Below are 13,115 nucleotides of genomic sequence, written 5' to 3' on the forward strand. Positions count from 1 at the left end.
CAGTCTGGGGATGCCGCAGCTCCCCGCCCCCGCCTACCCGGCCGACGTGCTGGCCCGGCTCGAAGCGGACGCGAAGGAGGTGATCGCCCGCTACCCCGACAGCCGCTCGGCCCTGCTGCCGCTGCTCCACCTGACGCAGTCCGAGGAGGGCTTCGTCTCCCGTACGGGCATGGCCTTCTGCGCCGAGCGGCTCGGCCTCACCACCGCCGAGGTGACCGCCGTCGCCACCTTCTACTCGATGTACCGGCGCAAGCCGAGCGGTGACTACCAGGTGGGGGTCTGCACCAACACCCTGTGCGCGGTCATGGGCGGCGACGCCATCTACGACCGGCTCAAGGAGCACCTCGGCGTCGGCAAGAACGAGACCACCGAGGACGGCAAGGTCACCCTGGAGAACATCGAGTGCAACGCGGCCTGCGACTTCGCGCCCGTGGTGATGGTCAACTGGGAGTTCTTCGACAACCAGACCCCGGAGAGCGCCACCCGGCTCGTGGACGACCTGATCGCCGGGCGGACCGTCGAACCCACCCGCGGCGCCCCCCTGTGCACCTACAAGGAGACGGCCCGGATCCTGGCCGGCTTCCCCGACACCCGCCCCGGCGCCGTCGAGGCGACCGGCGGGGCGGGCCCCGCCTCCCTGGTCGGGCTGAAGCTCGCCAAGGGTGAGGCCGCCCCGCAGGCACGGGTCGTCGGCCCGCGGGGCGAGGCACCCCGCGACACCCCGGCGCACGAACCGTCGCCGACCGAGCACCTCAGCTCGCACGACGCACCGCAGCAGACATCGGCCTCCGACCCGGCGAACCCGGCCGGGCCCGCAGCCGAGGAGGGGGAGTGATGACCTTGGCCGCCGAGATCGACCAGAACGGGACCAGCCCCGAGAAGCTCCTGTCCCCGGTCCTGTCCGCCTTCTGGGACGAGCCGGAGCCCTGGACGCTGGAGACCTACCGCCGACACGACGGCTACGAGGGCCTGCGCAAGGCCCTGGCCATGCCGCCCGACGACCTCATCGCGTACGTCAAGGACTCCGGTCTGCGCGGACGCGGCGGTGCCGGCTTCCCCACCGGGATGAAGTGGCAGTTCATCCCGCAGGGCGACGGCAAGCCGCACTACCTGGTGGTCAACGCCGACGAGTCGGAACCCGGGACCTGCAAGGACATCCCGCTCCTCTTCGCCAACCCGCACAGCCTCATCGAGGGCATCGTGATCGCCTGCTACGCGATCCGCTCCTCGCACGCCTTCATCTATCTGCGGGGCGAGGTCGTCCCCGTACTGCGGCGGCTGCACGAGGCGGTCCGCGAGGCGTACGCGGCGGGCTACCTCGGCACGGACATCATGGGCTCGGGACTCGATCTCGAACTCACCGTCCACGCGGGCGCGGGCGCCTACATCTGCGGCGAGGAGACGGCGCTGCTCGACTCGCTCGAAGGACGGCGCGGCCAGCCCCGGCTGCGTCCCCCCTTCCCCGCGGTCGCCGGTCTGTACGCCTGCCCCACCGTGGTGAACAACGTCGAGTCCATCGCCTCGGTTCCCGCGATCCTGAACCGGGGCAAGGACTGGTTCAGGTCGATGGGCAGCGAGAAGTCCCCGGGCTTCACCCTCTACTCCCTCAGCGGCCACGTCACCAGCCCCGGCCAGTACGAGGCGCCGCTCGGCATCACCCTGCGCCAACTGCTCGACATGAGCGGCGGGATGCGGGCCGGGCACCGGCTGAAGTTCTGGACCCCCGGCGGCTCCTCCACCCCGATGTTCACCGACGAACACCTCGACGTCCCGCTGGACTACGAGGGCGTCGGCGCCGCCGGGTCCATGCTCGGCACCAAGGCCCTCCAGTGCTTCGACGAGACCACCTGTGTGGTCCGGGCCGTCACCCGGTGGACCGAGTTCTACGCCCACGAGTCCTGCGGCAAGTGCACACCCTGCCGTGAAGGCACCTACTGGCTCGTCCAGTTGCTCCGTGACATCGAGGCCGGCAAGGGAGAGGCGGCCGACCTCGACAAGCTGAACGACATCGCCGACAACATAAACGGCAAGTCGTTCTGCGCCCTCGGCGACGGCGCCGCCTCACCGATCTTCTCCTCGCTGAAGTACTTCCGCGAGGAGTACGAGCAGCACATCACCGGCAAGGGCTGCCCCTTCGATCCGGCCAGGTCGACCCTCTGGGCCGACGACACCGACGACACGACCGCTCACCGGGGGGTGAACGCATGACAGTCACCACGAGTGCGCCCTCCGGGGGCGGCGAGGCGGCCGTCCCGCCCGAGGACCTCGTCACGCTGACCATCGACGGCATCGAGATCAGCGTCCCCAAGGGGACCCTGGTCATCCGGGCCGCCGAACTCCTCGGCATCGAGATCCCGCGCTTCTGCGACCATCCGCTGCTCGACCCGGCCGGTGCCTGCCGGCAGTGCATCGTGGAGGTGGAGGGCCAGCGCAAGCCGATGGCCTCCTGCACCATCACCTGCACCGACGGCATGGTCGTCAAGTCGCAGATCACCTCGCCCGTCGCGGAGAAGGCCCAGAAGGGGGTGATGGAGCTCCTGCTCATCAACCACCCGCTGGACTGCCCGGTCTGCGACAAGGGCGGCGAATGCCCCCTCCAGAACCAGGCGATGTCGCACGGCGGGACCGACTCCCGCTTCGACGGCAAGAAGCGCACCTTCGAGAAGCCGGTGCCGATCTCCACCCAGGTGCTGCTGGACCGCGAGCGGTGCGTCCTCTGCGCCCGCTGCACCCGCTTCTCCAACCAGGTGGCCGGCGACCCGATGATCGAGCTGATCGAACGCGGGGCGCTCCAGCAGGTCGGTACGGGCGAGGGCGACCCCTTCGAGTCGTACTTCTCCGGCAACACCATCCAGATCTGCCCGGTCGGGGCACTCACCTCGGCCGCGTACCGGTTCCGCTCCCGCCCCTTCGACCTGGTCTCCACGCCCTCGGTCTGCGAGCACTGCGCGGGCGGCTGCGCCACCCGCACCGACCACCGGCGCGGCAAGGTCATGCGGCGGCTCGCCGCCAACGAGCCCGAGGTCAACGAGGAGTGGCTCTGCGACAAGGGCCGCTTCGGCTTCCGCTACGCCCAGCAGCGCGACCGGCTCACCACCCCGCTGGTCCGCAACGCGGACGGCGTGCTGGAGAAGGCGAGCTGGCCCGAGGCGCTGCGGGTTGCGGCGGATGGGCTCTCGGCCGCACACGGCCGGGCCGGTGTCCTCACCGGCGGCCGGCTGACCGTCGAGGACGCCTACGCGTACAGCAAGTTCGCCCGCGTCGCCCTCGGCACCAACGACATCGACTTCCGGGCCCGGACGCACAGCGCCGAGGAGGCCGACTTCCTCGCCGCCCGGGTGGCCGGACGAGGCCGTGACCTGGACGGCGGCGGGATCACCTACACCGCGCTGGAGAAGGCCCCGGCGGTCCTGCTGGTGGGCTTCGAGTCCGAGGAGGAGGCCCCCGGCGTCTTCCTGCGGCTGCGCAAGGCCCACCGCAAGCGCGGCCAGCGGACGTTCGCGCTCGCCTCGCACGCCAGCCGCGGCCTCGCCAAGGCGGGCGGCACCCTGCTCGCCGCCGCGCCCGGCACCGAGACCGAGTGGCTGGACGCGCTGGCGGGCGGGGTCGGCCTGGAGGCCGACGGCACCGCCGCCGCCGAGGCACTGCGCGGGGAAGGCGCCGTGATCGTGATCGGGGAGCGGCTCGCCACCGTGCCCGGCGCGCTGACCGCCGTACTGCGCACCGCCGCGGCCACCGGTGCCACACCGGTGTGGATCCCGCGGCGGGCCGGTGAGCGCGGCGCGCTGGAGGCGGGGGCCATCCCGACCCTGCTGCCCGGAGGCCGTCCGGCCACCGACCCGCGAGCCCGCGCGGAGGTCGCGGCGCTCTGGGGCGTCGCCCAGCTCCCCACCGGCCACGGCCGCGACACCGGCCAGATCGTGGAGGCCGCGGCCACCGGCGAGCTGGCGGCGCTGCTGGTCGCGGGCGTGGACCCGGAGGATCTGCCCGACCCGGCACGCGCCCTGCGGGCGCTGGACGAGGTCGGCTTCCTGGTCTCGCTGGAGCTGCGGCCGGGCGCGGTCACCGAGCGCGCCGACGTGGTGCTGCCCGTCGCGGCCGTCGCGGAGAAGGCCGGGACCTTCCTCAACTGGGAGGGCAGGGCGCGGATGTTCGAGGCCGCGCTCAAGCCCGAGCAGCTGCCCCGGACGCTCTGCCCGTCCGACGCCCGGGTGCTGCACATGCTGGCCGACGCCCTCGACGTCCACCTGGCCCTGCCCGACCTGGGGGCCGCCCGGCGCGAGCTCGACCGGCTCGCCGGCTGGCAGGGATCCCGCGCGGAGGACCCCCGGGAGTCCTCCCGGCCGCTGCCCCGGCCCGGCGACGGCGAGGCGGTCCTCGCGGGCCACCGGATGCTGCTCGACCGGGGCCGGCTCCAGGAGGGCGACGAGGCCCTGGCCGGGACGCGGCACGCGGCCGTCGCCCGGCTCTCCGCCGCCACCGCCGCCGAGACCGGGGTGAAGGACGGCGACCTGCTCGCCGTCACCGGCCCCGTCGGCACCACCGAACTCCCGCTGGTCGTCACCGAGATGCCGGACCGCGTCGTCTGGGTGCCGCTCGACTCCGTCGGCCGGGGCGTTCCGGCCGACACCGGCGCCCAGCCGGGCGGACTGGTCCGGATCCATCCGGCCGCAGCCCCCGCTTCCCGCGCCGTGACCCCCCAGGACGCCGTGACATCGGAGGTAGGAGAGTGACCGGCCTCGCCCGACTCGCCGCGGCCCCCCAGGACGCCGTCCTGGCCGCCGAGGACCTCTCGCTGTTCGGTACGGACCCGTGGTGGCTCGTCGTCGTCAAGGCGGTGTTCTGCTTCGCGTTCCTGATGGTGACGGTGCTCTTCGCCATCGTGTGGGAGCGCAAGGTCGTCGCCTGGATGCAGCTGCGCATCGGACCCAACCGGCACGGCCCCTGGGGCTTGCTCCAGTCGCTCGCCGACGGTGTGAAGCTGATGCTGAAGGAAGACGTCGTCGTCAAGCGCGCCGACAAGGTCGTCTACGTCCTGGCCCCGATCGTGGCCGCCGCACCGGCGTTCATGGCGATCGCGGTCATCCCGTTCGGCCCGGCCGGCAACGAGGTGTCGATCTTCGGCCACCGTACGACGATGCAGCTGACCGACCTGCCGATCGCGATGCTGTACATCCTCGCGGTCGCCTCCGTCGGCATCTACGGCATCGTGCTGGCCGGCTGGTCCTCCGGATCGACGTACCCGCTGCTCGGCGGATTGCGCTCGTGCGCCCAGATGATCAGCTACGAGATCGCCATGGGCGCCGCGTTCGCCTCGGTGTTCCTCTACTCCGGGTCGATGTCCACCTCGCAGATCGTCGAGGCGCAGCAGGACCGCTGGTTCGTCATCCTGCTGCCGGTCTCCTTCATCATCTACATCGTCACCATGGTCGGGGAGACCAACCGCGCCCCGTTCGACATGCCCGAGTCCGAGGGCGACCTCGTCGGCGGCTTCAACACCGAGTACTCGTCCATCAAGTTCGCGATGTTCATGCTCGCCGAGTACGTCAACATGGTCACCGTCTCCGCGGTCTCCGTGACGCTGTTCCTCGGCGGCTGGCGGGCCCCGTACCCGGTCAGCACCTTCTGGGAGGGCGCGAACCACGGCTGGTGGCCGATGCTCTGGTTCGTCCTCAAGGTGCAGCTGCTCCTCTTCTTCTTCATCTGGCTGCGCGGCACCCTGCCCCGCGTCCGCTACGACCAGTTGATGAAGCTCGGCTGGAAGGTCCTGATCCCGGTCGCCGTGGTCTGGCTGATGATGGTCGCCACGGTCAGGGCCCTGAGCAACGAGGGCTACGACTTCTCCAGGATCGTGCTGTACGTCGTCGGGGCCGTGATCGCGATCCTGCTGATCTCCTTCGTCGCCGACGTCTTCCGCGACCGCAAGGCCAAGGCCGCCGAGGAGGCGGCCGGACCCGAGCCGGCGTTCGACCCGATGGCGGGCGGGTTCCCGGTGCCGCCGCTGCCCGGCCAGACCCTGCCGCCGGTGCCGCGCCGCGGGCCGCGACACGAGCGGCAGCTCGTTGTCAGTGGCGGGCCGGATACTCAGAGTGACGATCTCGCGGGTAACGGAAAGGAGGCCGACGGTGTCTGAGCCATCGGAGCCCTCAGGGGACATGTTCATGAATCCGGTCGCCGGCTTCAGCGTGACCTTCAAGGCCATGTTCAAGAAGCGGCTGACCGAGCAGTACCCGGAGACGCCGAAGGTGACGGCGCCGCGCTTCCACGGCCGGCACCAGCTCAACCGGCACCCCGACGGCCTGGAGAAGTGCATCGGCTGCGAGCTGTGCGCCTGGGCCTGTCCCGCCGACGCGATCTACGTGGAGGGCGCGGACAACACCGACGAGGAGCGCTACTCCCCGGGCGAGCGCTACGGCCGCGTCTACCAGATCAACTACGCCCGCTGCATCCTGTGCGGGCTGTGCATCGAGGCGTGCCCGACCCGGGCGCTGACCATGACCAACGACTTCGAGCTCGCCAACACCACCCGGGCGAGCCTCATCTACACCAAGGACGAACTCCTCGCCGGACTGGAGGAGGGCATGGTCGACAGCCCGCACGCGATCTTCCCCGGCATGGACGAACAGGACTACTACCGGGGCCTGGTGAGCGAGGCCGCCCCCGGGACCGAGCGGCAGAAGGCCGTCTCCAAGGGCGAGGCCGACAAGGGGGTGGACGCATGACCTCCGCACTGGCCGCGGCCGCCTCCGCCACCTCGACCGGCGAGGCCGTCCAGTTCTGGCTGCTGGGCACCGTCGCCGTCGTCGGGGCGCTCTCCACGGTCCTGATGAAGAGGGCGGTGCACAGCGCGCTGTCACTCGCCGCCACGATGATCGTGCTGGCGGTCTTCTACCTCGCCAACGGCGCCTATTTCCTGGGGATCGTCCAGATCGTCGTCTACACCGGCGCGATCATGATGCTGTTCCTCTTCGTCGTCATGCTCGTCGGCGTGACGGCGGCGGACTCCCTGAAGGAGACCATCAAGGGCCAGCGCTGGCTGGCCGCCGGCTGCGGGCTCGGCTTCGGCGTCCTGCTGATCGCCGGGATCGGCCAGGCCTCGCTGCGTACCTTCACCGGTCTCGGCGCGGCCAACGCCCTGCACGGCGGGAACGTCGAGGGGCTGGCCAACCTCATCTTCACCAAGTACGTCTTCGCGTTCGAGATCACCGGCGCTCTGCTGATCACGGCGACCGTCGGCGCGATGCTGCTCACCCACCGGGAGCGCACCGAACGCGCCAAGACCCAGCGGGAGCTGTCCCAGGAGCGGGTGCGCAGCGGTCAGGTACCGCCGCTGCCGGCCCCCGGCGTCTACGCCCGGCACAACGCCGTGGACATCGCCGGACTGCTCCCGGACGGCACCCCGTCCGAGCTGACCGTCATGCAGACACTGCGCCGTCGCGGCCAGATCCGGGACGTCTCCGACGAGGCGCTCGCCGACCTCAAGGCGCTGGAGCAGCGCTCCGGCGAGCGGCTGGGCCGCGCGCCCGCGGACCGGGCCGAGGCGTCCGAGGGCGGCGCTCCGAAGAACCACGCGGAAGAAGGAGAGGAGGTCGCCAAGTGAATCCGGTCAACTACCTCTACCTCGCGGCCCTTTTGTTCACGATCGGCGCCTCCGGGGTGCTGATCAGGCGGAACGCGATCGTGGTGTTCATGTGCATCGAGCTGATGCTCAACGCCTGCAACCTCACGCTCGTCACGTTCTCCCGGATGCACGGCAACCTCGACGGCCAGATCCTCGCCTTCTTCACGATGGTCGTCGCCGCCGCGGAGGTCGTGGTCGGGCTCGCGATCATCGTGTCGCTGTTCCGCTCCCGCCACTCGGCCTCGGTCGACGACGCCAGCCTGATGAAGCTGTAAGGGGTCGCTGTCGTGGAAAACCTGATCGCGCTGCTGGTCGCGGCGCCCCTGCTCGGAGCGGCGGTCCTGCTCTGCGGCGGCCGCCGGCTCGACCGGTCCGGACACTGGATCGGTACGCTGCTCGCCGCCGCGTCCTTCGTCATCGGCGCCGTACTCTTCACCGACATGCTGGGCAAGGGCGCCGACGACCGCGCCCTGCACCAGAAGCTCTTCAGCTGGATCCCCGTCGAGGGCTTCCAGGCCGACGTGGCCTTCCAGCTCGACCAGCTGTCGATGACGTTCGTCCTGCTGATCACGGGTGTGGGCACCCTGATCCACATCTACTCCATCGGTTACATGGAGCACGACGAACGCCGCCGCCGCTTCTTCGGCTTCCTGAACCTGTTCCTCGCGGCGATGCTCCTGTTGGTCCTCGCCGACAACTACCTGCTGCTGTACGCCGGGTGGGAGGGTGTCGGCCTGGCGTCGTACCTGCTCATCGGCTTCTGGCAGCACAAGCCCACCGCGGCCACCGCCGCGAAGAAGGCCTTCCTGGTCAACCGGGTCGGTGACATCGGGCTGTCCATCGCGATCATGCTGATGTTCACCACCTTCGGCACCTTCGCCTTCGGGCCGGTGCTGGGGTCGGCCGGGGACGCGAGCGAGGGCAAGCTCACCGCGATCGGCCTGATGCTGCTGCTCGCGGCCTGCGGCAAGTCCGCCCAGGTGCCGTTGCAGTCCTGGCTGGGCGACGCGATGGAGGGCCCGACCCCGGTCTCGGCCCTCATCCACGCCGCCACCATGGTGACCGCGGGCGTCTATCTGATCGTCCGCTCCGGCGTGATCTTCAACGCCGCCCCGGACGCCCAGCTGGTCGTCGCGATCGTCGGCGCGGTCACGCTGCTCTTCGGTGCGATCGTCGGTTGCGCCAAGGACGACATCAAGAAGGCCCTCGCCGGCTCGACGATGTCGCAGATCGGCTACATGGTCCTCGCCGCCGGCCTCGGCCCCATCGGCTACGTCTTCGCGATCATGCACCTGGTGACGCACGGCTTCTTCAAGGCCGGGCTCTTCCTCGGCGCCGGTTCGGTCATGCACGGCATGAACGACGAGGTGGACATGCGGAGGTACGGCGGCCTGCGAAAGTACATGCCGGTCACCTTCGTCACCTTCGGCCTCGGCTACCTCGCGATCATCGGCTTCCCCGGCCTGTCCGGCTTCTTCTCCAAGGACAAGATCATCGAGGCGGCGTTCGCCAAGGGCGGCACCGAGGGCTGGATCCTCGGCTCCGTGGCCCTGCTGGGCGCCGCGATCACCGCGTTCTACATGACGCGCGTGATGCTGATGACGTTCTTCGGCCAGAAGCGCTGGCAGCCGGACGCCGAGGGCCGTGAGCCGCACCCGCACGAGTCACCGAGGTCGATGACGATCCCCATGATCGTGCTCGCCTTCGGATCGGTCTTCGCCGGAGGGTTCTTCTCCATCGGCGACCGGTTCCTGCACTGGCTGGAGCCCGTCACCGGACACGACCACGGCGACGCGCCGATCAGCGCGACCACGGTCACGGCGGCCACCATGGTGGTCCTCGTCGTCGGGGTCGCCGTCGCCTGGTCCCTGTACGGACGCAAGCCGGTCCCGGCCGTCGCCCCGCGCGGTTCCCTGCTCACCCGGGCGGCCCGCCGCGACCTGCTCCAGGACGACTTCAACCACGTGGTCCTGGTCCGGGGGGGCGAACACCTCACCCGGTCCCTGGTCTACGTGGACCACACCCTGGTCGACGGCGTCGTCAACGGTACGGCCGCCTCGATGGGCGGGCTCTCCGGCCGGCTGCGCAAGCTGCAGAACGGCTACGCCCGCACCTACGCGGTCTCGATGTTCGGCGGTACGGCGGTACTCATCGCCGCGACCCTGCTGATGAGGGCGGTCTGATCCCATGTCCTTTCCCCTCCTGACAGCGACGGCGGCCCTCCCGGCGATCGGCGCGGTCGTCACCGCCGCGGTTCCGGCCGGGCGCCGCACGGCCGCCAAATGGACGGCGCTGCTCTTCTCGCTGGGCACCCTCGTCCTGGCGGGCATCGTCTTCGCCCGCTTCGAACCCGGCGGTGACCGCTACCAGCTCACCGAGTCCCACGCCTGGATCAAGGACTTCGGCGTCCGGTACGACCTGGGGGTCGACGGCATCGGGGTGGCGCTCCTCGGGCTCACCGCGCTGCTGATGCCCTTCATCCTGCTGGCCGGCTGGCACGACGCCGACCCCTCCCCGGACGCCCGTCCCGAGTCGGGCGGGGGAGGCACCGGGGGAGCCAAGCCGTACCGCTGGCGCCCCACCCAGGGCTTCTTCGCGCTGATCCTGATGGTGGAGGCGATGGTGATCCTCTCCTTCGAGGCCACCGACGTCTTCCTCTTCTACATCCTCTTCGAAGCCATGCTCATTCCGATGTACTTCCTCATCGGCGGCTTCGGGGACCGGGCCCACGCGGGCAGCGACGACAACGCGGCGGCCCAGCGCAGCTACGCGGCCGTCAAGTTCCTCCTCTACAACCTGGCCGGCGGGCTCATCATGCTGGCCGCCGTCATCGGCCTCTACGTGGTCGCGGGCAGCTTCTCGCTCGCGGAGATCGCCGAGGCGCGGGCCAACGGCTCGCTGGAGATGGCGGGCTCCACGGAGAAGTGGCTGTTCCTCGGCTTCTTCTTCGCCTTCGCGGTGAAGGCCCCGCTCTGGCCGCTGCACACCTGGCTGCCCAACGCCATGGGGGAGGCGACCGCCCCGGTCGCCGTCCTGATCACCGCGATCGTCGACAAGGTCGGCACCTTCGCGATGCTCCGCTACTGCCTCCAGCTCTTCCCGGACGCCAGCAAGTGGGCGACGCCGGTGATCGTGGTGCTGGCGCTGGTCTCCATCATCTACGGGGCGCTGCTCGCGGTGGGCCAGCGCGACATCAAGCGGCTCATCGCCTACGCGTCGATCTCGCACTTCGGCTTCATCGTGCTCGGCATCTTCGCGATGACCAGCCAGGGCCAGTCCGGCGCCACGCTCTACATGGTCAACCACGGGATCTCGACGGCCGCGCTGATGCTCGTCGCCGGATTCCTGATCACCCGTCGGGGATCGCGTCTGATCTCCGACTACGGCGGGGTGCAGAAGGTGGCACCGGTGCTGGCCGGGACCTTCCTGATCGGCGGTCTGGCGACGCTCTCGCTGCCCGGACTCGCCCCGTTCGTCAGTGAGTTCCTGGTCCTGGTCGGCGCGTTCAGCGCGTATCCGGCGGCCGGGATCATCGCCACCGTCGGCATCGTGCTCGCCGCGCTCTACGTCCTGGTCCTCTACCAGCGGACCATGACCGGACCGGTCAAGGAGAGCGTGCGGGCCATGCCCGACCTCCGGGTGCGTGAACTGGCGGTGGTCGTGCCGCTGATCGCCCTGCTGCTCTTCCTGGGCGTCTTCCCGAAGCCGGTGGCCGACGTCGTCAACCCGGCGGTGCAGCACACCATGCAGGACGTACAGAAGAAGGACCCCCAGCCCGAGGTGGAGGCCGCCAAGTGAGCGCAACAGCTGTCCACAGCCTGTGGACGACGGCGGGCGAGGTGACGTCGGCGGCGCCGGGAGACCGCTTCACCGCTCCGACCATCGAGTACGCCCAACTGGCGCCCGTCCTGATCGTGGTGGGGGTCGCCGTCCTCGGCGTCCTGGTCGAGGCCTTCGTGCCGCGCCGCCACCGGTACACCACCCAGGTGTTCCTGACGGTCGTCGCCCTCGCGGCCTCGTTCGCGGCGGTCGTCGGACTCGCGGCCGACGGGTACGCCACCAAGAGCGCCCACATCGCCGCCATGGGGGCCATCGCCGTCGACGGTCCGGCGCTCTTCCTGCAAGGCACCATCCTGCTCGTCTCGATGGTGTCCGTCTTCACCTTCGCCGAGCGGCGGCTGGACCCGGCCTCGCACGGCAACCGGGTGGACTCCTTCGCGGCCCAGGCCGGTTCGGTCCCGGGCAGCGACGGTGAGAAGGCCGCGGTCAAGGCCGGGTTCACCACCACCGAGGTCTTCCCGCTGGTGCTGTTCTCGGTGGCCGGGATGCTGGTCTTCCCGGCGGCCAACGACCTGCTGACCCTCTTCGTCGCGCTGGAGGTCTTCTCCCTCCCGCTCTACCTCCTGTGCGCCGTCGCCCGCCGCAAGCGGCTGATGTCGCAGGAGTCCGCGGTGAAGTACTTCCTGCTCGGCTCCTTCTCCTCGGCGTTCCTCCTCTTCGGGATCGCCCTGCTCTACGGATACGCCGGCACCGTCTCCTACGCGGGCATCGCCGCCGTGGTGGACGGCGGGGTCCAGGACATCGACCCGGCGCTCGCCGACACCATGGGCAACGACGCGCTGCTGCTGATCGGCGGCGCGCTGGTCCTCATGGGCCTGCTCTTCAAGGTCGGCGCCGTGCCGTTCCACATGTGGACCCCGGACGTCTACCAGGGCGCCCCCACCCCGGTCACCGGCTTCATGGCCGCGGCCACCAAGGTCGCCGCGTTCGGCGCGCTGCTGCGTCTGCTGTACGTGGTGCTGCCGGGCCTCACCTGGGACCTGCGCCCGGTCATGTGGGGCGTCGCGATCGTCACGATGGTGGGCGGGGCGGTCGTCGCGATCACCCAGACCGACATCAAGCGGCTGCTGGCCTATTCCTCGATCGCGCACGCCGGGTTCATCCTGGCCGGTGTCATCGCGGCCAGCCCGGAGGGCATCTCGTCCGTCCTCTTCTACCTGGGCGTGTACTCCTTCGTGACTGTCGGCGCCTTCGCCGTCGTGACGCTGGTGCGCGACGCGGGCGGGGAGGCGACCCATCTGTCGAAGTGGGCCGGGCTCGGCCGCCGCTCCCCGCTGACCGCCGCGGTCTTCGCGGTCTTCCTGCTGTCCTTCGCGGGCATCCCGCTCACCTCGGGCTTCTCCGGCAAGTTCGCCGTCTTCAAGGCGGCGGCGGACGGCGGGGCGGCCGGACTGGTCGTGGTCGGTGTGATCTCCTCGGCCGTCGCCGCGTTCTTCTACGTCCGGGTCATCGTCCTGATGTTCTTCAGCGAGCCGAAGGCGGACGGCCCCACGGTCGCCGTCCCGTCCCCGCTGACGATGACCACGATCGCGGTCGGGGTCGCCGTCACGCTGGTGCTGGGCCTGGCCCCGCAGTACTTCCTGGACCTGGCGAGCCAGGCCGGTGTGTTCGTGCGGTAACGGCGGGAACACTCCGGGACGCCGGACGGGCCTGA

At 70.4% G+C, this 13,115-nt stretch carries 10 protein-coding genes; all 10 read left to right on the forward strand.

Annotated features, from left to right (window positions below):
• The first annotated feature begins 10 nt into the window (after positions 1–10).
• Genes nuoE through nuoN form a run of 10 tightly spaced genes read left to right on the forward strand, consistent with a single transcriptional unit; the run spans position 11 to position 13,080 of the window.
• Entirely contained in the window at positions 11–835 is an 825-nt protein-coding gene (nuoE, locus tag B9S64_RS19340) for an NADH-quinone oxidoreductase subunit NuoE (RefSeq protein ID WP_103490587.1), read from the forward strand.
• Positions 835–2,208, forward strand: coding sequence for an NADH-quinone oxidoreductase subunit NuoF (gene nuoF / locus B9S64_RS19345; RefSeq protein ID WP_103490588.1), 1,374 nt, complete (start codon positions 835–837; stop codon positions 2,206–2,208). Before nuoE ends, nuoF begins: the two co-directional genes overlap by 1 nt.
• A complete protein-coding gene (locus B9S64_RS19350) occupies positions 2,205–4,733 on the forward strand; it encodes an NADH-quinone oxidoreductase subunit G (RefSeq protein WP_103490589.1) in 2,529 nt (842 codons plus the stop codon). The genes nuoF and B9S64_RS19350 overlap by 4 nt, the downstream gene beginning before the upstream one ends.
• Positions 4,730–6,133: an NADH-quinone oxidoreductase subunit NuoH gene (gene nuoH / locus B9S64_RS19355; RefSeq protein ID WP_103490590.1), complete on the forward strand. Its 1,404-nt coding sequence runs from the start codon at positions 4,730–4,732 to the stop codon at positions 6,131–6,133. The genes B9S64_RS19350 and nuoH overlap by 4 nt, the downstream gene beginning before the upstream one ends.
• 22 nt (positions 6,134–6,155) lie before the next feature.
• Positions 6,156–6,722: an NADH-quinone oxidoreductase subunit NuoI gene (nuoI, locus tag B9S64_RS19360; RefSeq protein WP_228872374.1), complete on the forward strand. Its 567-nt coding sequence runs from the start codon at positions 6,156–6,158 to the stop codon at positions 6,720–6,722.
• Positions 6,719–7,600: an NADH-quinone oxidoreductase subunit J gene (locus tag B9S64_RS19365; RefSeq protein ID WP_103490592.1), complete on the forward strand. Its 882-nt coding sequence runs from the start codon at positions 6,719–6,721 to the stop codon at positions 7,598–7,600. Before nuoI ends, B9S64_RS19365 begins: the two co-directional genes overlap by 4 nt.
• Positions 7,597–7,896, forward strand: a complete 300-nt coding sequence (nuoK, locus tag B9S64_RS19370; protein ID WP_028439329.1) for an NADH-quinone oxidoreductase subunit NuoK — start codon at positions 7,597–7,599, stop codon at positions 7,894–7,896. The genes B9S64_RS19365 and nuoK overlap by 4 nt, the downstream gene beginning before the upstream one ends.
• A 12-nt stretch (positions 7,897–7,908) precedes the next feature.
• Positions 7,909–9,804, forward strand: a complete 1,896-nt coding sequence (gene nuoL, locus B9S64_RS19375) for an NADH-quinone oxidoreductase subunit L (RefSeq protein WP_103490593.1) — start codon at positions 7,909–7,911, stop codon at positions 9,802–9,804.
• Between the two features lie 4 nt (positions 9,805–9,808).
• On the forward strand, positions 9,809–11,419 hold the full coding sequence (locus B9S64_RS19380; protein WP_103490594.1) for an NADH-quinone oxidoreductase subunit M: 1,611 nt from the start codon (positions 9,809–9,811) through the stop codon (positions 11,417–11,419).
• Entirely contained in the window at positions 11,416–13,080 is a 1,665-nt protein-coding gene (nuoN, locus tag B9S64_RS19385) for an NADH-quinone oxidoreductase subunit NuoN (protein ID WP_181012235.1), read from the forward strand. Before B9S64_RS19380 ends, nuoN begins: the two co-directional genes overlap by 4 nt.
• The last annotated feature ends 35 nt before the right edge of the window (positions 13,081–13,115 follow it).

The organism is Streptomyces sp. SM18 (genome assembly GCF_002910775.2).
Classification (GTDB): Bacteria; Actinomycetota; Actinomycetes; order Streptomycetales; family Streptomycetaceae; genus Streptomyces; species Streptomyces halstedii.